The sequence below is a fragment of the Desulfobulbus oralis genome (assembly GCF_002952055.1).
Lineage (GTDB): Bacteria > Desulfobacterota > Desulfobulbia > Desulfobulbales > Desulfobulbaceae > Desulfobulbus > Desulfobulbus oralis.
The window spans coordinates 95,996-119,352 of the sequence record NZ_CP021255.1 but is presented as its reverse complement, the minus strand read 5'-3'; the positions used below and the strand labels follow the sequence as shown (position 1 = coordinate 119,352).

Annotated in this window: 26 protein-coding genes; 21 read left to right on the top strand and 5 right to left on the bottom strand. The window is 57.3% G+C overall.

Features of this window, described 5'->3' with window-relative positions; all coding sequences use genetic code 11:
• Positions 1-92 precede the first annotated feature (92 nt).
• The 4 genes from CAY53_RS00450 to CAY53_RS00435 all read right to left on the bottom strand — a co-directional run bounded on the left by CAY53_RS00450 (position 93) and on the right by CAY53_RS00435 (position 5,448).
• Complete coding sequence (locus tag CAY53_RS00450) at positions 93-1,853, bottom strand: ArnT family glycosyltransferase (RefSeq protein WP_104935467.1); 1,761 nt, start codon at positions 1,851-1,853, stop codon at positions 93-95.
• Positions 1,854-1,952: 99 nt separating this feature from the next.
• On the bottom strand, positions 1,953-2,720 hold the full coding sequence (locus CAY53_RS00445; RefSeq protein ID WP_104935466.1) for an SDR family NAD(P)-dependent oxidoreductase: 768 nt from the start codon (positions 2,718-2,720) through the stop codon (positions 1,953-1,955).
• 2 nt (positions 2,721-2,722) lie between these two features.
• Positions 2,723-4,021, bottom strand: coding sequence for an FAD-binding oxidoreductase (locus tag CAY53_RS00440; RefSeq protein ID WP_104935465.1), 1,299 nt, complete (start codon positions 4,019-4,021; stop codon positions 2,723-2,725).
• On the bottom strand, positions 4,015-5,448 hold the full coding sequence (locus CAY53_RS00435) for a UbiA family prenyltransferase (RefSeq protein ID WP_104935464.1): 1,434 nt from the start codon (positions 5,446-5,448) through the stop codon (positions 4,015-4,017). Before CAY53_RS00435 ends, CAY53_RS00440 begins: the two co-directional genes overlap by 7 nt.
• A 717-nt stretch (positions 5,449-6,165) precedes the next feature.
• Between CAY53_RS00435 and CAY53_RS00425 the strand changes: the two genes are divergently transcribed.
• From CAY53_RS00425 to ribD, 21 genes are all read left to right on the top strand, one after another.
• On the top strand, positions 6,166-6,396 hold the full coding sequence (locus CAY53_RS00425; RefSeq protein ID WP_104935462.1) for a hypothetical protein: 231 nt from the start codon (positions 6,166-6,168) through the stop codon (positions 6,394-6,396).
• A 37-nt stretch (positions 6,397-6,433) separates the two neighbouring features.
• Positions 6,434-7,039 (top strand): PAS domain-containing protein, encoded by a 606-nt coding sequence (locus CAY53_RS00420; protein WP_104935461.1) that lies wholly within the window; start codon positions 6,434-6,436, stop codon positions 7,037-7,039.
• A gap of 132 nt (positions 7,040-7,171) precedes the next feature.
• Positions 7,172-7,735 carry a hypothetical protein gene (locus CAY53_RS00415; protein ID WP_104935460.1) on the top strand — a complete coding sequence of 188 codons (564 nt, stop codon included), beginning with the start codon at positions 7,172-7,174 and terminating at the stop codon, positions 7,733-7,735.
• Positions 7,736-7,749: 14 nt separating this feature from the next.
• On the top strand, positions 7,750-8,583 hold the full coding sequence (locus CAY53_RS00410; RefSeq protein ID WP_104937371.1) for an MlaE family ABC transporter permease: 834 nt from the start codon (positions 7,750-7,752) through the stop codon (positions 8,581-8,583).
• Positions 8,583-9,377: an ABC transporter ATP-binding protein gene (locus CAY53_RS00405; protein WP_104935459.1), complete on the top strand. Its 795-nt coding sequence runs from the start codon at positions 8,583-8,585 to the stop codon at positions 9,375-9,377. The genes CAY53_RS00410 and CAY53_RS00405 overlap by 1 nt, the downstream gene beginning before the upstream one ends.
• 1 nt (position 9,378) lies before the next feature.
• The gene (mlaD, locus tag CAY53_RS00400; protein WP_104935458.1) at positions 9,379-9,846 is read left to right on the top strand and encodes an outer membrane lipid asymmetry maintenance protein MlaD; all 468 of its coding nucleotides are present in this window, start codon (positions 9,379-9,381) and stop codon (positions 9,844-9,846) included.
• A 10-nt stretch (positions 9,847-9,856) separates the two neighbouring features.
• Complete coding sequence (locus tag CAY53_RS00395) at positions 9,857-10,702, top strand: MlaA family lipoprotein (RefSeq protein WP_104935457.1); 846 nt, start codon at positions 9,857-9,859, stop codon at positions 10,700-10,702.
• Positions 10,703-10,720: 18 nt separating this feature from the next.
• A complete protein-coding gene (locus CAY53_RS00390; RefSeq protein WP_104935456.1) occupies positions 10,721-11,356 on the top strand; it encodes an MlaC/ttg2D family ABC transporter substrate-binding protein in 636 nt (211 codons plus the stop codon).
• Between the two features lie 138 nt (positions 11,357-11,494).
• Entirely contained in the window at positions 11,495-12,037 is a 543-nt protein-coding gene (locus CAY53_RS00385) for a YceD family protein (protein ID WP_104935455.1), read from the top strand.
• A gap of 44 nt (positions 12,038-12,081) precedes the next feature.
• Positions 12,082-12,267: a 50S ribosomal protein L32 gene (rpmF, locus tag CAY53_RS00380; RefSeq protein WP_104935454.1), complete on the top strand. Its 186-nt coding sequence runs from the start codon at positions 12,082-12,084 to the stop codon at positions 12,265-12,267.
• Between the two features lie 6 nt (positions 12,268-12,273).
• The gene (plsX, locus tag CAY53_RS00375) at positions 12,274-13,314 is read left to right on the top strand and encodes a phosphate acyltransferase PlsX (RefSeq protein WP_104935453.1); all 1,041 of its coding nucleotides are present in this window, start codon (positions 12,274-12,276) and stop codon (positions 13,312-13,314) included.
• Positions 13,311-14,288: a beta-ketoacyl-ACP synthase III gene (locus tag CAY53_RS00370; protein ID WP_104935452.1), complete on the top strand. Its 978-nt coding sequence runs from the start codon at positions 13,311-13,313 to the stop codon at positions 14,286-14,288. Before plsX ends, CAY53_RS00370 begins: the two co-directional genes overlap by 4 nt.
• A gap of 20 nt (positions 14,289-14,308) precedes the next feature.
• Positions 14,309-15,457: an acyl-CoA dehydrogenase family protein gene (locus CAY53_RS00365; protein WP_104935451.1), complete on the top strand. Its 1,149-nt coding sequence runs from the start codon at positions 14,309-14,311 to the stop codon at positions 15,455-15,457.
• Complete coding sequence (locus CAY53_RS00360; protein ID WP_104935450.1) at positions 15,457-16,242, top strand: electron transfer flavoprotein subunit beta/FixA family protein; 786 nt, start codon at positions 15,457-15,459, stop codon at positions 16,240-16,242. The genes CAY53_RS00365 and CAY53_RS00360 overlap by 1 nt, the downstream gene beginning before the upstream one ends.
• A 4-nt stretch (positions 16,243-16,246) precedes the next feature.
• Entirely contained in the window at positions 16,247-17,437 is a 1,191-nt protein-coding gene (locus CAY53_RS00355; protein ID WP_104935449.1) for an FAD-binding protein, read from the top strand.
• Positions 17,434-18,180: a 3-oxoacyl-ACP reductase FabG gene (gene fabG, locus CAY53_RS00350; RefSeq protein WP_104935448.1), complete on the top strand. Its 747-nt coding sequence runs from the start codon at positions 17,434-17,436 to the stop codon at positions 18,178-18,180. The genes CAY53_RS00355 and fabG overlap by 4 nt, the downstream gene beginning before the upstream one ends.
• A gap of 66 nt (positions 18,181-18,246) precedes the next feature.
• Positions 18,247-18,480, top strand: coding sequence for an acyl carrier protein (gene acpP, locus CAY53_RS00345; RefSeq protein ID WP_104935447.1), 234 nt, complete (start codon positions 18,247-18,249; stop codon positions 18,478-18,480).
• A gap of 9 nt (positions 18,481-18,489) precedes the next feature.
• Complete coding sequence (gene fabF / locus CAY53_RS00340; protein ID WP_104935446.1) at positions 18,490-19,728, top strand: beta-ketoacyl-ACP synthase II; 1,239 nt, start codon at positions 18,490-18,492, stop codon at positions 19,726-19,728.
• Positions 19,729-19,740: 12 nt separating this feature from the next.
• Positions 19,741-20,166, top strand: a complete 426-nt coding sequence (gene rpiB / locus CAY53_RS00335; protein ID WP_104935445.1) for a ribose 5-phosphate isomerase B — start codon at positions 19,741-19,743, stop codon at positions 20,164-20,166.
• Between the two features lie 80 nt (positions 20,167-20,246).
• A complete protein-coding gene (nrdR, locus tag CAY53_RS00330) occupies positions 20,247-20,717 on the top strand; it encodes a transcriptional regulator NrdR (protein ID WP_104935444.1) in 471 nt (156 codons plus the stop codon).
• Between the two features lie 2 nt (positions 20,718-20,719).
• Positions 20,720-21,859, top strand: coding sequence for a bifunctional diaminohydroxyphosphoribosylaminopyrimidine deaminase/5-amino-6-(5-phosphoribosylamino)uracil reductase RibD (ribD, locus tag CAY53_RS00325; RefSeq protein ID WP_104935443.1), 1,140 nt, complete (start codon positions 20,720-20,722; stop codon positions 21,857-21,859).
• 215 nt (positions 21,860-22,074) lie between these two features.
• On the opposite strand, the gene CAY53_RS00320 is transcribed toward ribD, so the two are convergent.
• Positions 22,075-23,298, bottom strand: coding sequence for a DUF1302 family protein (locus tag CAY53_RS00320; protein ID WP_146106337.1), 1,224 nt, complete (start codon positions 23,296-23,298; stop codon positions 22,075-22,077).
• Positions 23,299-23,357 lie beyond the last annotated feature (59 nt).

Below are 23,357 nucleotides of genomic sequence, written 5' to 3'. Positions count from 1 at the left end.
GCCGGGCGCCTTTTGGGAAGCTCCTGAGCGCTATGGTACGGCAGGAGCGCCCCGCCCGAGCGGTGCATGTGTGCCATGAGAATCTACCGTTCTCAAGGTAGTGGGACAGCAGCGCCATGAGTGCTGCCTATCGGGCGATAAAATTCTAATGTTGGTGATATAAAATATCCTTCAAACATTGGATCAAGTTTGGTGTAGATATTTTTATTGATGAAATCTGATGCAAAACGTTTTATTAATCTATAATTTTTATGTCGTATCTCTTCATACATTCCTTTTGTTAAAGGATTATTGTGTCTGTAGGCTCTGTTGTACATGATAGAGGTTATTTGTAGCATATCGATCTGTTTGTTTCTGTAATTTCTAAAGAAATCAATTTCACTCACATAGGAGATTTTTTTGAAATTTCCATTATTTGCAGTTGCAGAATAATTAATTGCGCCAATAGTAATAAATTCGTTTATATTATTTTTTGCGCAATATTCATTTAACCATTTTGCTGCCTCAATACGGGTATCGTTTTTAAATCTCAATGTTGTCTGCCAACTAAAAATGACTGTATATCCAATTATAACCAAAATACCCAAAGAGATTATAATACGTGGTAGATAAGATTTCGCATTTTCTAGGTACTTTCCAGCCCAAAAACTGGCTATAACTATCATGACCGATAAAAGTGGCAGATAATATCGTAATGGAGTAAGCATCCAATTGCCTGTAATTAAAAAATAGACAATAAAGAAAATCAACAATATAAAAATATTTTTATTCAGGCGAAATACAGTTGCAACTAATCCAATCATACAGAAAATATATAGTGCCAATCCTAAACTGAATGGCCACGCTGCAAATAGTTGATAGATATATTTATGGTATTGCCACCCTGATGCCGGCAAACTGAATCCATAGTGAAATCCTGTGGTGTGTTTATGTTCATACAGCATGGCCTGAATCAGGTCTTGAAACCGCAATAAACTGAACGGTGCAACTAAAAAGAAAGCACAGATTGTACTGATAAAGGATAAAAACAACTTATTTAATGATTGAATAAATGTTCTATTTATAAAAAATGTTGCAGTAATGATCGAAACTGATGCAATTGCTGCTGTATATTTACTACCAATAGCAATACCCAGAAATAATCCTGCAGTAATATAGTCTCGTTTTCTTCCTTTTTCTATTATTTTTATAGCCGCAAATAACGTAAGCATTATCCAGAAAGTCATGAGTACATCTGTTGCTGCTACATGGCTATCCCATATATTTTGAGGACAAAGAGCCAAGCACAATCCTGTCAATACACAAGAAATTGTTTGTCCTCCCATTTTTCTGACAATAGACATGCCAACAAGTGAGGTGGCTGCTCCAAAAAAAGCACTTATACATCGTCCCACAAGATACATATTCGCCAATGTAGGACTAATAAGCCCGATTTTCGTTGCAACTACATACAGTGTGCCACACAAGTACATGATAAAAGCTGGATAATTAAGAAATCCAGGATCTAAAGCCTTCAGGGAAAAGGGGGCTTTATGCTGATAGACATCGGTGAGTTGTTGCAGGATTTTGCTCACATTACTGATGACATACATGTTTTCATCTGGATGAATATCCAGCTTTTCCGGCAGCCCCCAGCTTATTCCCATTAAGCGTATGGCCAGGGCAAGAAGGAAGATACATCCGGCTATGGCCCAAGGTACGCGTCGCTCCAGGTGCATCATTGCAGCCCTATCCAGCATGTTTGGGTTTTTGAGAATTTGTACTGGACTTACCAGCTCGTTGAAAAAGTCGCGGCAATGCGCATGGCGAGTAAAAACCTCGTAGGGCGGAAGGGCAACGCACTGATTCAGCATCACTTAAAATTTGCAATTCCTGTAGCCTGAAACCTGAAATATAGTTTTTCTACGGGCTGCTAACCGAGCGGTGCATTTGCAGGGAGAATCTTCCGGGGATCAGATATTCAATTTTTTAAAAAAGCTATTTGGGATATGCCGGATGATTTGCATAATAATTTTCCAGTATGCCGGGGCATAAACTGTTTCCTGTCTACGTCCCAATGCATGGACGATGCGTTGGGCGACATTTTCAACCGAGGCCAGGCGCATTCCTTTTTTTTGCAGGTGTGCAGTCATTGGCGTAGCTGTAGGACCAGGTTTAATTAAAATAACCTTTACCGCAGTATGCGCCAGACGATGTTGCAAACCCTGGACATAGCAAGCTATAAGTCCTTTCGCTGCACCATAGACATAGTTTGATTTTCTCCCACGATCTCCAGCCACAGAGCCGATAATGACAAGGGTTCCCCTGCCAATCTTCTCCATATGTCCAGCAAAAGCTTCTGCGAAAAGAACTGGAGATATACTATTTATTTCCAGTGTCTTCTGACATAATTGCAGATTTTTTTGACATTCCGCCTGATCAGGCAGAATTCCGTGGGCAATTAAGACAATATCTACAGGTTGTTTTAGATAACAGTTTTCGACAAAAGAAAAAATTTCTTCAGTGTTGATAAAATTGAGTACTTTTGTTTGTACATTTATATGGGAAGATCGAACCATCAAATCGGATGCGACCGCATCTAATTTTTTTTGGTTGCGACCTGCAAGAATTATTTCTGCTGATTGAGATAGGTATTTATCAGAGACCAGCAGTCTCGCACAATGTTCGGCGATTGATGAAGTCGCTCCAACCAAAACTATCTTTTTTTTTGTATCCTGCACACTTACACTCCCATTAACCGGCGTGACATGGATGAAGAAATTCCTGGATCTCTGTATGCTATAAAATCTTGTAGTCTGGGATATCCTGCCTCAAAAAGTTGTCTGGACATGCGGGCATCCTTGCCCAGATACAGCCGGCCTTTTGCTTCAGCAACTATGGCATCCAAGCGTATAAACAATTTCTCCGTTCTTTCTCCACGATTTGGAAAATCAAGAGCCAGGGTCACTCCAGGTTGGGGAAAGCTGAGCATGCCCACCGGAGCACGTTGTCCAAATGTTTTCAGGACCGCCAGAAATGAGCCCATACCGCTTTTGGCTATTTCGTCGAGCATGGCGGCGATTCCCTGCTCGCCATACTCGCGAGGCAGAACGCACTGATACTGATAAAATCCTTTGGGCCCGTAGATGCGATTCCATTCGTGTATTGAATCCAGGGGATAGAAAAAGGGTAGATAATGCTGAACCCTTTTGCCAGCGCGCCATTTCCCCAGATGGTAATAGGCCGTGTTAAACAAACGCAAGCTGACACCATTCACCAAAGACACAGGTGGCTCAACAGGAATTGCAAGAGCTCTTTTTTGAAATTGAGGCTCACCGGCTATCTGCGTATGATTGCCTCGTAGAAATAAACCTCTCCCTTTTCCGCCAGAAAGGCAATCAATCCAGGAAACCGTATGTTCCCAATCGGCCTCAGATGCATCAGACAAACGAAAAAATTCCGCAAGATTTTCATAGGGAATGCTCTCCGTCTCCAACCAGGGGCCGGGCGTACGGCTGAGCTGGATTTCTGCGGTCAGAATACAGCCGGTCAAGCCGATGCCCCCCACAGTGGCCGCAAACCACTGTGGATTGTGATCGGGCCCACACTCAATATGGGTGCCGTCTGTCCTGAGCAGGGAGAGCGAACGGACATGATCGCCGAAGCACCCCTGCGCATGATGATTTTTACCATGAACATCATTGGCGATGGCCCCGCCTACGGTAACAAACTGGGTGCCGGGAGTGACCGGTAATCTCCAGCCGCGTGGAATGGCGACCTGCTGAATATCACGCAGCAGAACCCCCGCCTCGCAAAGCAGGCGCCCGGAAGTGTCATCCAGCCGAATGAAACGATCGAGGCCCTGCATCATCCACAATATCCCTCCGGGATTCAAGCAGACATCTCCGTAGCTCCGGCCCACGCCATAGGGCAGACCCGGTCGATGCGCCGTGATGATCGTTTTGATATGCTCCCGGTCATATATATATACAGGGGATGATTCTGCGTATGGCAGTCTCCCCCATGAGGTGATCTTTACCATGGAAGTCCTACTGCTCCAATATACATGATTGCAATGAATAAAATACCACAGATCTGACTGGATCTATCCTTAAATGCAAAGATCAACGGGTCATCATGCATATTACCCCGATGAGCTTGTAGCCACATCCAACTAATCCAAAACAACACAACCGGGACAGCACCCCAAATTACCAATGGATTATCATAAATAATTTCAGCATCACTATTAATATAAAATAAAAAAACGACGATGGAGGAAAAACCCGAAGTAACTCCTATTATCTGAATTAAAGAAGCATCTGAAGAATAATATCCTCTTCCAGTAATACTATGTTTCCTCGTCTTCATACATGAACGTATTTCTGCATATCTTTTTACAAATGCTAACGATAAAAAAATAAAAACTGAAAAAGCGAGGAGCCAGAATGAAGGATATATGTCAATTGCTCCTGCTCCTGCAAAAATTCTGCTGGTATATAAAAATGACAAAACTAAACAGTCAACAATGGCTATCTGCTTTAATTTCCATGAATAAGCACAGGTACCAAGAGCATAACAGACGAGAATTTGTAAAAAAATTATTCCAACATACAGACTCAAAAGAAAACTCATGAGCAGCAAGAATGGTATAGTAATAACTCCTGTAAAAATCGGCATTTGACCCGAAGCAAACGGTCTATTGCGTTTGCGTGGGTGCTGGCGGTCACTTTCCAGGTCAAAAAGATCATTCGCTATATAAACAGCGGAGGAACAGCAGCAGAAAGAAAAAAATGCCAAAAAAAGAGTAAGCCAATCGTGTCTGTTTTTGAGTTGATGACCGGCAAACAGCGGTACAAACAACAACAAATTTTTCGCCCACTGGTGTACCCGCAGCATGCGCACCCACAGACGCCAGGCTCTTTTTTTTGCGAACTCGCGCTCCACAGAACACGCTGTTCGTACCCGTTTGGCCACTGCCGGGCTGGCATTGACGACAATCGCCTGCTTGGCGGCGCGCCATACAGCAAGATCCTCCGCCGCATTGCCCACATAATCAAATCCGGCCTTGCCAAAGCGTTGCACAAGAGCATCGGCCTTTTTCGCCCCCGCCAGATTGGTCCTGCCATCACTGGCGACCACCTCCTCAAAGAGGTGCAGGTGTGCGGCAATCTGACGGGCATAACATTCATCCGCCGCCGTGCAGAGGACTAACCGGCGCCCATTTCGGTGTTGCTCGCGCAGCCAGCAGAGCAATGCATCATTGTAGGGCAGGGAAGAGGGTTGTATGGCCGCATAGAGCGCCAGCTTCCTCTTCAAAACCGCCTTGCCCTCAAGCAGCCAGAGCGGGATACGCAGGGCTTGCAGCGGTTTATTGCGCAAAACGAGCAGGATCGCTTCGTACAGCAGATCGGTATGGACCAGGGTCCCATCAAGATCCACAACCAGGGGAAGACAGGGCGTCATCATACTCTCCTCGGGAACAGCACCTTATGTAACACCCACCACTGCCAAGCCAAAACCAGCGCACCTTTTCCAAATTATCGTGCCTCTAATTTTAGCATAAAAATTAAAAAATTCAGCAAAAAATTGTACTCAATTTTTTCCCTGACATACCCACCAGCTACGCATTCAACTATTTGTTTTTACTAATTTTTATAGTTTTAAGTGATTATTAAAAATAATATAATAATAATTATTCTCATATGTTTTTTTCTGCGCGGGTGGCCGGGTGCACACGCAAAAAATATATTATGTATTGCAACTATCTGTTTTTTCATAATAATATTATATTATAAATTTTACTGGAAAATACAGATGCTTGCATGGTATCTAAGTATAAATTAAAAATGCCCTGGATTTACAAGCTAAACGCAACGGGAGTGCCTGAGAGGAAGCAGCTCCCAATCGATGGCCTGGTTGAGCCTGGTGAGCGGATCGTAAGCTTTATCGATGCTGCACAGTCTGGCCCTGGACTCAAGCACTCCGAGTTGCCGCCTGCCGGCCTCCGCTGGACGGGTAGGGGCTGAGAGCAAGGACATGCAGACTCCTGTGCGCAGTTTCGGCTGTCCTCCTGTCCTTCCTCCGCACCCACACGCGGGGTCACTGCCCGGGATTATGAGCGTGATCCTGCGCAGCATCCCATGAAACAGGGCGGCTCTTTTGCAGACAGGAGCGTTCAGGCCCGTGGCAACCGGACAGGACAAACTTGATGTGCCGTTCATTGCGTTCGTACATTTTGCCCTTATTGTTGTGGCCATTGGCCAGGGACAACACGGCCGGGAGCAGGTCAAGGATATCAGCTCCGGTATGAAGACCATCATGCTGACCGCCTGTCCCACGCAGGCAGGGGCCCGCACGGCCACGGGCCTGGGTGCGGACGTCCACGGCCTCAGGCCCCTGGCCGGGCCGAGCTGAAAGCGAACGTGGCAGGAGTACCGGCAGGTGAACAGGCATGAGAGATGGACAGATGAGCGGGTTTGGGGATTGCGGGCGTTTTTTATCGACCATTATCGACTCATTGCGGCGGCCACTGGCGGTGCTGGACCGTGAGCGCCGCATCGTGCTCGCCAACCGGCCTTTTCTGGCTGCCGTCAGGGAAAAGTCCGCTGGGGTGATAGGCCAGTACTGTGCCGAACTGTGTCGGGGCGGGGACGGATGTCCGGTGGAACGGGCCTTTTCCGGCGTCGAGGCCAGCGTGCTTGAGCAAAGGACGGGCGCAGAGGGCACGCGCTGGATCGAGCGCTCCGCGTTTCCGGTGGACGGCGGCAACGGCAGGGTGGACTATGTTGTGGAAAGCCTGCGGGATGTCACGGCCGAACATGAACTGTCCGAGGTCTGGAGGCGGCACCGGGCCTTTTGCCATGAAATCAGCAATCCGCTCTTTGCCGCGCTGGGCACTGCGGAACTGATGGCCAACGAAGTGCCCGAAGGCGCCATGGCCAACGAACTGTCCGTGGTCATCCGCAACCTGAAACACATCGATGCCCTGACCAGGCAGATGCAGGAGCAGAACGCCGCCTGCACCCTCCCTGCATCTTCCGAGCAGAGCCCATTCTGAGCCTGCCCCGGTTTTTCTCCCAGACGGGCCGCCTGCCCCTGTGGCACTTTTTCCATGCCCTTTCGGCAAAAATGCCTTAAGGTAGGCAGCCTCTTGCGGGGTTTTATCCCCTCCTTTTTCGCCCGAGGAGCCATGAAACAAGGCATTGCCATACTTTTGCTGCTCTGCATTCTGGCCATGCTGGCCGTGCCCGTTGCTGCGGATGCAGGCTATTCGACCAAAATACCGGTGCCAGCCAAACCCGCTGGCTTCGACATCTACAAAGAACCCATCAGTACGCCCCAACATCTGGACTGGCTCTGGCAGGATTATTTGCAGCATGGCAAAAAAAAGGCGATTGCCAGGATAGTGGATGCCTTGGAACTGGGCAGCTATGCGGGCTCGCTGCAGAAGGCGCAGGCGGTGCAGAAAACGCGGGCGCTGACGGAGGAGGAACAACAGAACGCCTTTCTGGAGGCTGTCTTTGAGGCTGCCATGTGGTCTTTGACGAGCAACGCGAAACAGCATCCGGAAGTGCTTGAGGAACTGAAACGCATAGAACAGCGGAACCGCCCCCACGCCAAGCCTGTGGCGCACGGATATCTCCTGCTTCTGTTGACACGAGTGGCGCCGGATGAGTACAAATTTGTTCCGCAGAAAAAGCGGCTCACCGTCACCACCCCCACGGGCGACGTGCATTTTAACGTCAAAAAATGATGTCCGTAGAGCGTATGTCCCCTACACCTGCCTCTTCCGCTCCGCCACGATTTTCCGGTCCCCTTGCCGGACTTGGCCGGCTTGGCTATCTGACTCTGGATTCCCTGACCGATCTGGGCCGGATGGGCTTTTTTCTGTTTTGGGCCCTGGTCGGCATGTTCCGGCTGCCCTTCCGTCTGGGCGAGGTGCTGAGGCAGCTCCGCTTCGTCGGCGCCGGATCACTGGGCGTGATTTTCTTCACCTCGCTTTCCACCGGTATGGTTTTGGGCCTGCAGGGCTACAACGCCCTGCATCGTTTCGGCGCGGATGGCATGTTGGGCACGATCGTGGCGCTCAGCCTCATCATGGAACTGGGGCCCACGCTCACCGCCATCATGGTGGCCGGCCGGGCCGGTTCGGCCATGTGTGCGGAGCTGGGCATCATGCGCATCAGCGAACAGCTCGACGCCCTGGACTGCATGGCCATCGATCCCTTCCGCTATCTGATTTCCCCGAAATTTCTGGCCATGATCATTTCCATGCCGCTTTTGACCGCCGTGTTTGACGTGGTGGGCATTTTTGGCGGCTATGTGGTTGGCGTGGACATGATGGGCGCAAACAGCGGCTCCTTCATGGCCGGCATGGCCCACAGCGTGACCAATGCCGATATCCGCATGGGCTTCATCAAGTCACTGGTCTTTGGCCTGTTGGTGGCCTGGATCTGCACGGGCCGCGGCTTTTTCGTCCATCTGATTCGGGGTATGGGTTTCGGCGCCCAGAGCGTCAGCCGGGCCACGACCCAGGCGGTGGTCTATTCGGCCATTACGGTTCTGATTTTTGATTATCTGCTGACCTCGGTGCTCATGTGATGACGACGGAAAACGATGCCGCCGGAGCCGCGGTCCGCTTTGTGGCGGTATCCAAGAGTTTCGGCCGGGGCGAGAAAAGGCACCTGGTCCTGAATGAGGCCAGCTTCGATGTGCCCACAGGCAAGACCACGGTCATTGCCGGAGGCAGCGGCCAGGGCAAGAGCGTGACCCTGAAGCTGATCCTGGGTCTGTTGAAACCCGATGCCGGGCAGGTGCTGGTTTTCGGGAAAAACGTGGCGGCCCTGGGTGTTCATGCCCTGCGCGAACTCAGAATGCAGTTTGGCGTGCTCTTCCAGGGGAGCGCGCTGTTCGATTCCCTGACCGTGTTTGAAAATGTTGCCCTGCCGCTCAGGGAGCGCACCCGACTGGAGGAGGGCGCGATCCGGCGCAAGGTGGCGGCCACCCTGGAACAGCTTGAGCTTTCCGGGCACGAAGACAAGTTTCCGGCCCAGCTCAGCGGGGGCATGAAAAAACGGGTCGGGCTGGCCCGGGCACTCCAGCTCGATCCGAAACTGGTGCTCTTTGACGAACCCACGACCGGTCTCGATCCGGTGATGACCAGGGAGATTTACCGGCTCTTCGAGGTGACCCAGAAACGGCTGGGCTACACGGCCATTATCGTGAGCCACGACGTGCCGCAGGTTTTTGCTCTGGCTGACCAGATCGTGCTCATCAACAGGGGCGAGCTGGACGCCTTTACCGATGCCGGCCAGATTGTGGATTCCCACAAGCCGGCCATTCGAGAATTCGCCCGGACCGTGACGAGCCCGGGCTTTACAGACAGGGGAGTGTGACATGGAAAATTCCCGTGTTGAAATTATGGTGGGCCTGTTCATGGCAATCGGCCTCCTGGCCTTTGGCTGGCTGGCGCTCAGGCTGGGCGAGGTGCAGCTTCTGAGCCAGGGGAAGACGTACACCCTGAACGCGTCCTTTAACAATGTGTCTGGCCTGAAGAACGGGGCCGAGATCCAGATCTCGGGCGTCAATGTGGGCACGGTGCAGAGCATCCGCCTGGATCCGAACAACATGGCCCTGGTGACCATGCAGTTGCAGCGGGAGGTGAAGCTGCCGCAGGACTCCATGGCCTCCATCAAGACCCAGGGCATCATCGGCGACAAGTACATCCAGTTGACCCTGGGCGGCGACAGCGAGCTGTACGGCGAAGGTGACACCGTGGTGGACACGGAATCGACCGTGGACATCGAGTCGCTGATTTCCAAGTTCGCCTTTGGCCAGCTTGGCGGCAGCGGAGCCGGCAAGTAGGAGCGGTGCCATGAGCAGAGCGAGGAACGCGCGGGCCGGCCGTGCGCTGCCGGCCTTTTGGCTGCTGGCGCTTTTGGGTCTGCTGGCCTTTGCGCCGGCGCTTGCCGCCGAAGATGTGGATTATCTCGACGATTCGGCCTACGAGACGCCGGCAGAGACGGTGGCCTCCATCTATGACCCGCTGGAGCCCTTCAACCGGGTCATGTTCACGGTGAACGACAGGCTGTACATCTGGGTGCTGGATCCGGTGGCCAGGGGCTATGCCCGGGTGGTGCCCAGGGACTTTCGTACCATCATCGGCAACTTCTTCTACAATCTGGGCGAGCCGGTGCGTTCGGTCAACTGCCTCCTGCAGGGGCGCTTTGCCGACTCCGGTCTGGCCCTGTCCCGCTTTCTCATCAACTCCACGGCCGGTGTGTTCGGCCTGGCCGATCCGGCGGGCCATGAATTCAATATCGGTCGGGTGCAGCAGGCAACGCTTGGCCAGACCCTGGCCACCTGGGGTGTTGGCGACGGCGTCTACCTGGTGATTCCGCTCTTGGGCCCCACCACGCTGCGCGATTTGACCGGCTCTGCCGGCGATGGTCTGGCCCGGGGCTTTTACACGCCCTGGAATGATGATTTCACGACCATGACCGTGGTCTACGCAGGCCAGACCGTGAACGGGGTTTCCCTGCATCTGGGCCAGTATCAGGAAATGAAGGCCATGAGCCTGGATCCCTATGTCGCCTTCCGCAACGGCTATGCCCAACTGCGGCATACCAAAAGCGCCAAGACGGGCAATGCGGCGGAGTTCCCGGCCGTGCAGCCGCCCGCCTTCAATATTGAACCACTCAACATCAACTACGAAAAATAACCGACAGGTGCTTTGACCATGCGCACTTTCAAAAACATGTACCTCATCCTCGCGGCTTTTCTTTTTGCTCTGATGCTCCGGAATCCGGTCATGGCCGCCGGTCCGGACCCGGTCGAACAGGTCAAACCGGTGATCGGCAAGATCACCGCCATGCTGACAACGGATGCCTACAAGAAGCAGAGCCGGGAGGAGCAGTTCAGGAGCTTTCTGGCCCTTGCCAGCGAGCGTTTCGATTTTGATGAGATGTCCAAGCGGGTACTGGGGCCGCAGTGGAACAGCCTGACGGCCGAGCAGAAAAACCTGTTCAAGGATCGTTTCTCCCAGCTTTTGGGCTACACCTACATGGACAAGATCGACACCTACAACGGCGAGGCGATTGTCTACGGCGAGCCCCGCTTCAAAGGCGCCGACCGGGCGGTGGTGCCTACGAGCATCCGCTTCCAGAACGGTTCCTCGGTCGCCATTTCCTACATCATGCAGCTCAAGGGTTCTGAATGGACTGCCTATGACATTGTCGCGGAAAACATCAGTCTGGTGCGTAACTATACGGAACAGCTCCGTTCCGTCCTGCAGAAATCAGGTTTTGACGGCCTGATCAGGCAGTTGAACGAGAAAATAGGGGAGCTCAAGACGGCCAGGACTGCAAAGAAATAATAAGCCCGGAAGCGGGAGCACCTCTGCCGCGGGGCCAGGTCCTGCAGGTCGCGCCGGGGGTGCTCCCTGTATTTTCCACTGGCTTTTCCTGTGTAATCCTGTATAGTGGCGCGCTCATAAGTCTCCACAGTTTTGCCTATGCTGGTGTATTTTGAAGAACTGCCGCTGGCGGGCCGTGATTTTGTCTGGCAGTTGCTCACACTGGATGAGGATTGCGGGTGTGAGCCGGATGGCCCGCTGGAGGCCCGCTGTCATGTGCAGCCTGCGGGGCCGGGCAGGGCGACGATCGAAGGCCGGCTTTCCGGTACGGTCCTGCTGCAGTGCGACCGCTGTCTGCGCACCTATCCATTTCGGCTGGATGCGCCGTTTCTCGTGCGGGCGGTGGCTCCGGGCGTGAGCGGCAACGGCATTCCTGCGGATGCCGCTGCGCCGATTTTCGAAGCATCTGATTTGGACCTGATCGAACTCGACAGTCCCTGTGTCGAGCTGGAGGCCCTGATGCGTGAGCAGTTGCTTCTGACTCTGCCGGAAAAACGCCTGTGCAGGGACAGTTGCGCTGGTCTGTGTCCGTACTGTGGGGCCAGCAGGGACGATCAGCCCTGCGACTGCGGACAGAAAAATACTGTCTCGGCCTTTGCGGCTCTGGCTGGACCGAGGCTCGGAAAAACGAAGAACAAATGAAGCTCTGACCGGATCTGTTCCGGTTCATATCCCTGGAGGAAAGCATGGCTCTGCCAAAACGTCGTCATTCCCATTCCCGTACCCGGCTGCGTCGCTCCCACGACGCCCTGGACAAGCTGCAGATCGGCAAGTGCCCGGAATGCGGCGAGCCCAGGATGCCGCATCAGCTCTGCTCCGGCTGCGGCAAGTACAAGGGCAAGCAGATTGTCTATTTCCAGGAAGAGCAATAAGGGCGTATGCGCGTCAATGTTGCCTTGGACGCCATGGGTGGCGATACCGGGCCGGATGTCGCCATTTTGGGCGCTTTGGCTGCGGTGCGTGCCTGTGACGATCTGCATGTCATCCTGATCGGCCCGGAAGAGCGGCTCAAAGCGCGGCTGGCGGAACTCGCCCAGGGGGATACGGCAGCGCAGGCCCAGGTGTCGGTGTATCCGGCCAGCGAGGTCGTCACCATGGAAGACATGCCGGTTGACGCCATTCGCAAAAAAAAGGATGCCACCGTGGTGGTCGGTTTTGACCTGGTCAAAAAGGGTCAGGCCGATGCCATGGTGTCTGCCGGCAATTCCGGCGCCATCATGGCCGCTGCGGTCAAGAAGCTGGGGCGGCTTCCGGGCATTGCCCGGCCGGGCATTGCCAGTTTTTTCCCTACGGCCAGGAACAGGCCGGTCATGATCATGGACATTGGGGCCAACGTGGATTGCCGGGCCCAGCATCTGTACCAGTTCGCGGTCATGGCGACCTGCTATGTGCGGCGCGTTCTGCACAAGGAACATCCCCGGGTGGGCCTGCTCAGCATCGGTGCGGAAACCGGCAAGGGCAATGCCCTGGTCAAGGAGACCTTTCCGCTGCTGCAGGCGAGTCCGCTCAACTTTGCCGGCAATGTGGAAGGCCGGGACGTGTACCGGGGCGATGTGGATGTGGTGGTCTGTGACGGCTTTATCGGCAATATCCTGCTGAAGGCCAGCGAAGGTCTGGGCGAAGCGGCCCTGCAGATGATCCGCGGCGAGATCCTGAAGAGCTGGCGGGCCAGATTTGGCTATCTGTTGATGCGCGGCGCGCTGGCCGCCTTCAAAAAACAGGTGGACTACGCCGAATACGGCGGCGCTCCGCTTCTGGGGATCAACGGGACGGGCATTGTCTGCCACGGCGCCTCCAGCGCGGCGGCCCTGTGCCGGGCCTGCATCGTGGCCGCCGATATGGCGCGCCACGACATCAACGCCACCATTGTCGGTCTTCTGGGCGAGTATCGGGTCGAACCGGAAAGTGCAGCGCCATGAGCAGAGCGGTAATTCTTGGCACCGGCTCCTGTTTGCCCGAGCGCGTGCTCACCAATGCCCGGCTCGAGCAGATGGTGGAAACCTCTGACGCCTGGATCAAAAGCCGTACGGGTATCAGTGAGCGCCATATCGCCGGCGCGGGCGAAGAGCTGCACAAAATCGCCGCCCAGGCCGGCCGTCGCGCCCTGGAAGCGGCCCATCTGAGCCCCGCCGACCTGGATTTGATAGTCCTGGCCACCGTTTCCCCCTACATGATCATGCCCGCCACCGCCTGCTTCGTGCAGGCCGAGCTGGGCGCGGTCAATGCCTTTGCCTACGACATCAGCGCTGCCTGCGCCGGTTTTATTTATGGCATGGATCTGGCCGGCAAGTATATTGGCGTCAGACCGGACATGAAGGTGCTGGTGATCGGGGCGGAAAACCTGTCCACCCGCGTCAACTGGCAGGACCGGAACACCTGCGTGCTCTTTGGCGATGGCGCGGGCGCGGCCGTCCTGACGGGCGCAGAAGGCGAGCGCGGCATCCTGGATGCCCGGCTGCACGCGGATGGCCGTTTCTGGCATCTGCTGTACACCGAAGCGCCGGCCAGCATGAACAAGGAACTGCAGCCCAGCAATTGGAAGGGCCCCTTTATTCAGATGAACGGCGCCGAGCTTTTCCGGCACGCGGTGCGTCTGATGGCAGGCGCGGTCAGGGAACTTTTGGATGCGCAGCATCTGGACATTGCCGACATTGCCCTCGTGATTCCACACCAGGCGAACATCCGCATCATCAACAATCTGCGGGAGCGGCTTGCCCTGCCGGAAGACAAGATTTTTACCAATCTGGACCGTTACGGCAACACGTCGTCGGCCAGCATTCCCATCGCCATGGACGAGGCCTGCCGCGGCGGGCGTCTGCGTTCAGGCGATTTGGTCCTGTTGTGTACATTCGGCGCCGGCCTGGCCTGGGGCGCCCTTCTGTTACGCTGGTAACTCAGCAGAGCGAGGTTCGAGTGGATCATTTTTTGGATGAAACCCAGCAGATGATTGTTGAAACCGCCCAGGAAATCACCCGTGAAAAGATCCTGCCGGTTCGGGCGGAACTGGACGAGAGCGGGGAGTTCCCCCGGGAGATCCTTCAGGACATGGCCAAGGCCGACCTGTTCGGCATCTTTGTGCCGGAACAGTACGGCGGCCTGGGCGGCGGCTGCTTCGAGATTGTCCTGGCCATGGAGCAACTGGCCATGGGCTGCGTCGGCATCGCCACCAGCTTCGCGGCCAGCGCCCTGGGTATTTTTCCCGTGATTCTGGCCGGCAGCGAGGAGCTGAAACAGCAGTATCTGCCGGATATCGCGACTGGCAGGCGCTGGGCTGCCTTTGGTTTGACCGAGGCCAACGCGGGCAGCGATGCGGCAGGCATCCGGACCACTGCGGTTGAGGACGGCGACTGCTGGGTGCTGAACGGCACCAAGCAGTGGATCACCAATGGCGGCGAGTCACAGATCTACTCCATCGTGGCGATCACCGATCCCAACAAGGGCGCGCGCGGCGCCTCCATCTTCGTGGTGGAAGAGGGGGATCCCGGTTTTTCCTACGGCAAGAAGGAAAACAAGATGGGCATTCGCGCCTCTGCGACCCGCGAGCTCGTCATGAGAGACTGCCGCATTCCGAAAAGCCGGATGGTTGGCCGTCGTGGCACCGGCTTCATCACGGTCATGAAGACGCTGGATCTGTCCCGTCCGGGCATCGCCTCCCTGGGCGTGGGTCTGGCGCAGGCGGCTTTGGACGAGGCAGTGGCCTATGCCAAGCAGCGTGTGCAGTTCGAGCGGCCGATCATCGCCTTCCAGGCGGTGCAGCACATGCTGGCCGACATGGCCATTCAGACCGAGGCGGCCCGCAGCCTGGTGTATGCGGCGGCCCGCCATATCGATCAGCATCCGAAGGATATGTCCAAGGTCTCGTCCATGTGCAAGGTCTTTGCCACCGATACGGCCATGAAGGTTACCACCGATGCCGTGCAGGTGCTGGGCGGCTACGGCTACATGAAGGAGTATCCGGTCGAGAAGATGATGCGCGATGCCAAGATCCTGCAGATTTACGAAGGCACCAACCAGATTCAGCGCAATGTCGTTGGCCAGGAACTGAACAAGGAATATTCCTGATGCACATCATCGTTTGTGTCAAGCAGGTGCCGGACGCCAAGGATGTCCGGATGGATCCCCGTACCAATACCCTGTCCCGGGAAGGCGTGGAATCCATCATGAATCCCTATGACCGCCACGCCCTGGAAGAGGCGGTGGCGATCAAGGAAAAAAAGGGCGGAACGGTCACGGTCCTGAGCATGGGGCCGCCCCAGGCCGAGGCCGTGCTGCGGGAGTCCATTGCCTGCGGTGCGGATGCCGGCGTGCTGGTCTCCGATCGGGCGGTTGCCGGCGCAGATACCTGGGCGACCTCTTACGCTCTGGCCCAGGCCATCCGTACCTTGCCCCCTGCGGATCTGGTGATCTGCGGCAAGCAGGCCATTGACGGCGACACGGCCCAGGTCGGTCCGGGACTGGCCTGTCGGCTGAGCCTGCCCTATGCCACCTGCGTGCAGAAGACCCGCAAGGTTGATGAGCATCATATCGAAGTGGAGCGTATGATGGACGACGGCTTCGATGTTCTGCGCCTGCCGCTTCCGGCGCTGATGACCGTGGTCAAGGACATCAACGAGCCGCGCGTCGCGTCCCTCAAGGGAAAAATGCAGGCCAAGAAGGCTGTCTGCACCGTGTTGTCGGCCAAGGACATCAATGCCGATCCGAAGTGCATCGGGCTGGCCGGCTCGCCCACCAAGGTGGTGCGGGTCTTTTCTCCAGAGGCGAGGGGCGAGCGCAGGATGTTCTGCGGCACTGTTCAGGAGCAGGTCAGCCAGTTGGTCGAGAGCCTGAGACCCCTACTCAACAGGTAAAGGCATGTTACGAATAGACCAGGAAAAATGCACGGCCTGCGGTATTTGCGAAGGCAGTTGCGCCTTTGGCGCCATTGCGGTGCAGGGCGAATACGCGGTGGTCAATGAGCAGTGCCGTCTTTGCGGCTCCTGCGTGGAAAATTGCCCGAGCGGCGCTCTGAGCCTGGACAAGGTGGAAAGCCATCCCCAGGAGGATCTGTCCGCCTACCATGGCATTATGGTTTTTGCCGAATGCCGTCACGGCATCCTGGCGCCGGTGACCCACGAGCTTTTGGGCATTGGCCGCAAGCTGGCCGACCAGCGAGGCGCGGGGCTTGCCGTCGTGGTGCTGGGCGAGGGACTGGATCGGTATGCGCCTGCACTCATCGCCTCCGGTGCGGATACGGTGCTTCTGGTGCAGCACAAGGCCCTGGCCCAGTTTCAGGAAGACATCTATGCCAGACTGCTGGCCCGCATTATCCGGGAGCGCAAGCCCGAAGTGGTGCTTGCGGGCGCAACCGCTATCGGCTGCTCCGTGGTGCCCTATGTGGCCACCCTCTTGGGCACCGGCCTGACCGCCGACTGCACGGGCCTGAGCATCCGCGAGGAGGACGGTCTGCTTTTGCAGACCCGGCCGGCCTTTGGCGGCAATATTATGGCCACCATCGAATGCCCGAACACTAGGCCCCAGATGGCGACCGTACGGCCCAAGGTCATGACTCCGGCGGAACCCGATCCGAGCCGGAAAGGCGAGGTGCTGCAGATTGTGCCTACGGACGATGAAGTCCAGTCTGCCGCGACCGTTCTGGAAAGTGTCCAAAGTGCGGGTGATCAGGTCAACATTCAGGAGGTGGAGGCCCTGGTCGCCGGTGGCCGCGGTCTGGGTTCGGAGAAGGGCTTTGCCCTGCTGCGCGAGCTGGCGGACGAACTGAACGCCTCGGTCGCCGCATCACGGGCGGCCGTGGACGCCGGCTGGATCCCCTATCCCCATCAGGTCGGGCAGACCGGCAAAACAGTCTGCCCCAAACTCTACGTTGCCTGCGGCATCTCCGGAGCGGTGCAGCATACGGTAGGCATGCAGTCCTCCAAGGTGGTCGTGGCCATCAACCGGGACCCTGAAGCGCCTATCTTCAATGTGGCCAGCTACGGTTTGGTGGGCGATCTCTACGAAATTATCCCCGAGCTGACCAGGCAGTTGCGGGAGGCAAAGCAATGAGCACCGACAAGCGGGTTGCCCTGGTGACCGGAGGGAGCCGCGGCATTGGCCGCGCTGTCTGCCTGCGGCTGGCCAGGATGGGGATGCGGGTTGGCGTCAACTTCGTGTCCCGGCCGGAGGCTGCGGAAGAAACCCTGCGCCTTGTGCGGGAGGCTGGGGCTGAGGGCTTTCTCGCACCCTTCAACGTTGCCGAGACGGTGGCCGTTCAGGAGCAGGTCCGGGCCATTCTGGAGCGGGAAGGCCGGATTGACGTTCTGGTCAACAATGCGGGCATCACCAGGGACGGCCTGATGGCCCGCATGTCTGAGAGCGACTGGGATGCCGTCCTCACGACCAATCTCAAGAGCGCCTTCCTCTGCAGCAAGGCGGTGATGCGCGCCATGATGAAACAGAAATGGGGCCGCATCATCAATATCAGCTCGGTGGTGGCCTGCTCGGGCAATGCCGGACAGGTGAACTATAGCGCGGCCAAGGCCGGGTTGATCGGTCTTTCCAAGTCCATGGCAAGAGAGTTGGCGAGCCGCGGCGTCACGGTCAACTGCATTGCGCCCGGCTTTATTGCAACCGACATGACAGCCGTACTGCCCGATGAGGTGCAGGCAGCCCTGAAGGCCCAGATTCCTGCGGGGGATCTGGGCAGCCCGGACGATGTCGCTGCGGCAGCGGCCTTTCTGGCCTCCGACGACAGCCGTTACATCACCGGCCAGACCCTGCACGTCAACGGCGGCATGTACATGTGTTAACCTGCAGGGCGGCTGAGCCGTCCTGCGCCCAACCTGGAACCAACATAGTTTTTTGTGGAGAAGATCATGGCTGTAGAAGACAAGATGATTGACATTATCGTGGAGCAGCTCAGTGTTGACCGCGAAAAAGTGGTGCCCGAAGCGTCCTTTGTAAACGATCTGGGCGCTGATTCCCTGGATCTGGTCGAACTGATCATGGCCATGGAAGAGGAATTCGATGTGGAAATTCCGGACGAAGAGGCCGAGAAGATCGCCACTGTGCAAAACGCCATCGATTATGTGGCGAAGCTGCAAAAGTAAGGCCCTGCCGTGAAGAGACGGGTCGTTGTCACCGGCATTGGACTGGTCACCCCGCTGGGCAGCGGCGTCACCGCCACTTGGGAGGCGCTTCTGGCTGGCAAGAGCGGGGTCGGACCGATTACCCGCTTTGACGCCTCGGGCTATCCCGCGCAGATTGCCGCAGAAGTGAGGGATTTCGACGCTGACACCTGGTTTGACAGGAAGCAGGCCAAGAACACCGACCTTTTCGTGCGCTACGGGGTGGCTGCCGCCGAAATGGCCTGGCAGGACAGCGGCCTGTCCGTCAATGACGAAAACAGCCAGCGGATCGGCGTTATCACGGGCTGCGGCATGGGTGGCCTGCCCACCATCGAGGAATGCCATCAGGTTGTGCTGGAGCGGGGGCCGCGTAAAATCACGCCGTTTTTCATCCCCCGCGTCATTCCCAACATGGTCTCGGGTCAGGTGTCCATCCGGCTGGGCTGCAAGGGGCCGAATCTGTCGCAGACCACGGCCTGCGCCGCCGGCACCCATGCGGTGGGCGAGGCCTTCCGCCACATTGCCTATGGCGATTGCGATGTGGTGATCGCCGGCGGGGCGGAGGCGGTCATCTGCCCACTGGCTGTGGGCGGCTTTTCCGCCATGAAGGCGCTGTCCACCCGCAATGATGCGCCGGAACTGGCCAGCCGTCCCTTTGACCGGGACCGGGACGGCTTCATCATCTCCGAAGGTTCCGGCATGCTGGTGCTGGAAGAGCTGGAATCGGCCCGCAAGCGCTGCGCCCGCATCTACGCGGAGATCATCGGCTTTGGCCTGTCGAGCGATGCCAGCCACATCACCGCGCCGCCGGAAGACGGCGAGGGCGCGGCCCGCTGCATGGCCATGGCCCTGCGCGATGCCCGGCTCAATCCGGAAGAGGTCGATTACATCAACGCCCACGGCACATCGACGCCCTTAAACGACCGCTGTGAAACCCAGGCCATCAAAACCGTGTTTGGCGAGCATGCCTACAGGCTGGCGGTCAGTTCCACCAAGTCCATGACCGGACACATGCTGGGCGCTGCCGGCGGCATCGAGGCGGCCTTCTGCGCCCTGATCCTGCACCACGGGCTCATTCCGCCGACCATCAATCTGGACAATCCCGACCCGGCCTGCGATTTGGACTATGTGCCGAATGTGGCCAGGGAGCAGCGGGTGTCGGTCGCCCTGTCCAATTCCTTCGGTTTCGGCGGCACCAACGGCGTACTGGCCTTCCGTCGTTATGCCTGAGGCGGAGCGGCTGTGAAGCTCGGCATTGCTTCGGATCACGCCGGCTACCTCCTCAAGCAGGCGCTCGTTCCTTTTCTCGGGGAATTGGGGCATGAGGTGCAGGACCTGGGCTGCGACAGTCAGGCTCCGGTACACTATCCGGATTTCGCGGACCGGCTCTGTCTGGCCATGAAGGACTGCGCCTTCGAGCGCGGCATTCTTGTCTGCGGCACCGGCATCGGCATGTCCATGGTGGCCAACCGTCACCGCTACATCCGCGCGGCCCTGTGCCACGACGCCCTGGGGGCGCGTCTGAGCCGGGAGCACAACAATGCCAACGTGCTCTGCCTGGGCGGCCGGATTCTGGGGACTGCGCTGGCCATGGATATCGTGGCCGTCTGGCTGGCCACCGAATTTGCCGGCGGCCGGCACCAGAGGCGGATCGAGCTGTTTTGCTGAGTGGTGTCTGGATGCCCTCTGCAGCCGGCGGTCCCTTCCCGGGCAGCCGGCTTTTTTTGTGAACTGCGCTACAAACCGCCATGAAATGCCCCTATTGCAGCCACAGCGATTCCCGCGTCATCGACTCCCGCGTCAGCAGGGACAAGGCCATCATTCGCCGCCGCCGGGCCTGCGCCCGCTGCGGCCGGCGTTTTACCACCTTTGAGCGCGTTGAAATGACCATGCCGCTCTTAATCAAAAAGGACGGCCGCCGCGAGGCCTGGGATCGCCGGAAGATGGTGGCCGGCCTGGAAAAGGCCTGCGAAAAGCTGGCGGTCAGCGCGGCGGACATTGACGCCTTTGTGGACAGCATTGAACAGAAGCTGCAGGATCAGGGGGCCAAGGAAGTCGCCACCGCCCAGGTTGGCGAATGGGTCATGGAGGCGCTGCCGGCTCTGAACGAGGTGGCCTATGTGCGTTTTGCCTCGGTTTACCGCCAGTTCCGCGATGTGAACGAATTCATGGCGGAACTGAAGCAATTTCTGGGCGAAAGCGGCAAACACCGAGCCTGAGCATGGAACAGGGCGACGAATACTATATGGAACTGGCGCTGGCCGAGGCTGCCAGGGGCCTGGGCCGGACCAGCCCGAATCCGGCGGTGGGCGCTCTGCTCGTGCGCGAGGGCAGCATTCTGGGCCGGGGCTATCACCACAGGGCGGGCGAGCCCCACGCCGAGGTGGAGGCGCTGGCGGATGCGCGGCGGAACGGGCACGACACGGCAGGCGCGACTCTGTACGTGACCTTGGAGCCCTGCAATCATCGCGGCCGGACGCCGCCCTGCACCGAGGCGATACTGGCCGCTGGCATTGTGCGGGTGGTGCTGGGCACCTGCGATCCCAACGCCCGGGTCCAGGGCGGGGGTGCGGCCCTGCTGGCCGAGCACGGTCTGAGCGTGCGGCAGGGTGTTTTGCAGGCCGCCTGCCGCCGTCTCATTCTGCCCTTTGCGAAAACGCAGCGGAGCGGTCTGCCCTGGGTGGTGATGAAGGCCGGATTGAGTCTTGACGGCAGGATCAGCCGCCGGAGCGGGCAGGGTGGGGCGATGACCGGCCCGGAAGCCGGACATTTCGTGCATGGGCTGCGAAATCAGCTGGATGCCATTCTTGTGGGCAGGGGCACGGCCTTGATCGACGATCCGGCCCTGAGCTGCCGTCTGGCTGCCGAAGAGCGCCGCGATCCCGTGCGGGTGGTTTTGGACCGCACTTTGCGTCTGCCGCCTGGGGCGAAAATGCTGGTGCAGCAGTCAGCGGCAAAAACTATGCTTTTTTGTGGAGAACGTGCCGATGCGGGCCGGGAGGCAGGGCTGGTGGCCGCCGGAGCCCAGGTGATCCGGGTGGCGGAGCAGGCCAGCGGTCTCGATCTGCATGCGGTTTTGCGGCATCTGGCGCAGGCGGGCCTGTGCTCGGTTTTGGTGGAAGGCGGGGCCCGGGTGCATGCCGCCTTTCTGTCTTCCGGCCTGGTGGATGAGGTGGCCCTGCTCTTTGCGCCCTGCTTTGTTGGTGAGACCGGCACGCCGCTGACGCGGGGCCCCAATGCTGGCCCGGATGCAGGTGGCCTGTTTACCCAGCCCCTCCTGGAGACGGAAAGCCGACGCCTGGGCGCGGACTGGCTGCTGCGCGGTTATTTTACGGCGCCGGATTCGCTTTTTCCGGCCTGAACTGCTCTGCGGCCACTTGGAGTGCCAGGTAATCTGCAGCGGGCAGCTTCATGCGCTGCTTGGCCGTGAAGGCGGCGGGCAGATCGCCCAGCTCACCCGGCAGTGCAGGAGCCCCTGTCCGGCAGGATTTACTGTCAAATGCGCCTTCCGGTCTGGAATGGACAATACCTTGAAAGATGTCGTTCAGAATTCAGGCCGCACCGCAGGCAATAGCATCAGAAAGTACGCCGGATTCTGAGGGTGGCAAAATCGCTGTCTCCGTATTGACCGTACGCGCCACTGCCGTTTCCCCCGAACAACATGATTGAGAACGCAAGCAGCCAGTCATCTCCAAATTTGTACTCGGCATAAGGCTGCAGGGTCCAGCCCTGGCCGGAAAAACCGACAATGCCACTCACGCCCAGTTTGAGATCGTCTTGCAGAAACTGGTCGGAAATTTCATAGGTCATGCCATGCGCCCAGCAAGACTGCCCCAGCTTCCCGGCATCCTGGATATGGGTGGTGTAGTACTGCAGGTTCAGATAGCGGTTCAGGGAAAAAGTCCGGTCAAGGCCGATGACCCCCTCGAGCATGTCGCTGCGTTCGAAATCTGGCCTGCCCCTTACCTGGAGCGGATACGCGGGCTTCAGGCCCAGCTCGCCCCGAAGGGTGGACTGCTCGAGGCCTTTGGCAAAATTGAGGCCCACTGCGGCCATGCCAGGGGATTGCGGCCTCACCACAGGACGGCCTGCCGCATCGGGCATGCTGGCCAGAACTGGCGAGTTGCGCGGTCCGCTAAAAGCGGCCAGTCCCAGATCCCATCCATGCAACGTGGTGCTCAGATGCGCCATATATTTGCCATCGTTGAACCAACTTGAAGGCAAGTCCTGCTCTTCCAGAGCGAATCTGCCCTCTGCTGCGGCCTGGCGAATGTGCCTTATGGACGGCGTCTCCCAGGGTGAGCCAGGGCCGGGCACTTTGGTGACCTGCGCAAGAGGGACGAGCACTGCCTGCAGGGACAGAGCCTCAAACGGCCCGACCGCGGGCAGTGAGAAGGCGGCCTGCCCGAGGAAGACCGGCAGGCGATTATCGCTGCGCCCAGAGGAAAAGGGATCACGGTGATCCTGCGGATTGATCAGATCGAGAGGATTGATGCCATCGCCAGTGCCCCAGCGCACCATCTTTCGCCCAACGAAAAAATCTGCATACTGCCCGTCCACGGTGCAATAGGCTTCCTGCAGGGCGGCTGAGACATCGTTGACATCGTCGGAGAAACTCGCGGCAGCCATGTCCGCATCCAGCCTGCCAGAGAGAAAGAGACTGGGGGTAATATCCGGCCGCGCCCCGGCTCCTCCCGGGGTTGAGGCTGTGCGAAAATTGTAGCCCCCCTCCAGCCAGAGCCGCTGCCGGGTTGAAATGGCCCGGCCATCCCGCAATCGCAACTGGTTGCGGCTTTCCAACCAGCCTTTCTGTACAAAAGAACTCCAGATTCTGTTGCTGCTTTGCCTGTCTGCCGAGG

Excerpts from the sequence above, each read along its gene's own strand:
- CAY53_RS00405 (WP_104935459.1), top strand. The coding sequence starts at position 8,583 with ATGACGACGGAAAACGATGCCGCCGGAGCCGCGGTCCGCTTTGTGGCG.
- nrdR (WP_104935444.1), top strand. The coding sequence starts at position 20,247 with ATGAAATGCCCCTATTGCAGCCACAGCGATTCCCGCGTCATCGACTCC.
- CAY53_RS00385 (WP_104935455.1), top strand. The coding sequence starts at position 11,495 with ATGCTGGTGTATTTTGAAGAACTGCCGCTGGCGGGCCGTGATTTTGTC.
- CAY53_RS00355 (WP_104935449.1), top strand. The coding sequence starts at position 16,247 with ATGTTACGAATAGACCAGGAAAAATGCACGGCCTGCGGTATTTGCGAA.
- CAY53_RS00410 (WP_104937371.1), top strand. The coding sequence starts at position 7,750 with ATGTCCCCTACACCTGCCTCTTCCGCTCCGCCACGATTTTCCGGTCCC.
- CAY53_RS00360 (WP_104935450.1), top strand. The coding sequence starts at position 15,457 with ATGCACATCATCGTTTGTGTCAAGCAGGTGCCGGACGCCAAGGATGTC.
- CAY53_RS00415 (WP_104935460.1), top strand. The coding sequence starts at position 7,172 with ATGAAACAAGGCATTGCCATACTTTTGCTGCTCTGCATTCTGGCCATG.
- CAY53_RS00395 (WP_104935457.1), top strand. The coding sequence starts at position 9,857 with ATGAGCAGAGCGAGGAACGCGCGGGCCGGCCGTGCGCTGCCGGCCTTT.
- ribD (WP_104935443.1), top strand. The coding sequence starts at position 20,720 with ATGGAACAGGGCGACGAATACTATATGGAACTGGCGCTGGCCGAGGCT.
- fabG (WP_104935448.1), top strand. The coding sequence starts at position 17,434 with ATGAGCACCGACAAGCGGGTTGCCCTGGTGACCGGAGGGAGCCGCGGC.
- CAY53_RS00370 (WP_104935452.1), top strand. The coding sequence starts at position 13,311 with ATGAGCAGAGCGGTAATTCTTGGCACCGGCTCCTGTTTGCCCGAGCGC.
- acpP (WP_104935447.1), top strand. The coding sequence starts at position 18,247 with ATGGCTGTAGAAGACAAGATGATTGACATTATCGTGGAGCAGCTCAGT.
- CAY53_RS00420 (WP_104935461.1), top strand. The coding sequence starts at position 6,434 with ATGAGAGATGGACAGATGAGCGGGTTTGGGGATTGCGGGCGTTTTTTA.
- rpmF (WP_104935454.1), top strand. The coding sequence starts at position 12,082 with ATGGCTCTGCCAAAACGTCGTCATTCCCATTCCCGTACCCGGCTGCGT.
- mlaD (WP_104935458.1), top strand. The coding sequence starts at position 9,379 with ATGGAAAATTCCCGTGTTGAAATTATGGTGGGCCTGTTCATGGCAATC.
- CAY53_RS00390 (WP_104935456.1), top strand. The coding sequence starts at position 10,721 with ATGCGCACTTTCAAAAACATGTACCTCATCCTCGCGGCTTTTCTTTTT.
- CAY53_RS00450 (WP_104935467.1), bottom strand. The coding sequence starts at position 1,853 with ATGCTGAATCAGTGCGTTGCCCTTCCGCCCTACGAGGTTTTTACTCGC.
- plsX (WP_104935453.1), top strand. The coding sequence starts at position 12,274 with ATGCGCGTCAATGTTGCCTTGGACGCCATGGGTGGCGATACCGGGCCG.
- CAY53_RS00440 (WP_104935465.1), bottom strand. The coding sequence starts at position 4,021 with ATGGTAAAGATCACCTCATGGGGGAGACTGCCATACGCAGAATCATCC.
- CAY53_RS00435 (WP_104935464.1), bottom strand. The coding sequence starts at position 5,448 with ATGATGACGCCCTGTCTTCCCCTGGTTGTGGATCTTGATGGGACCCTG.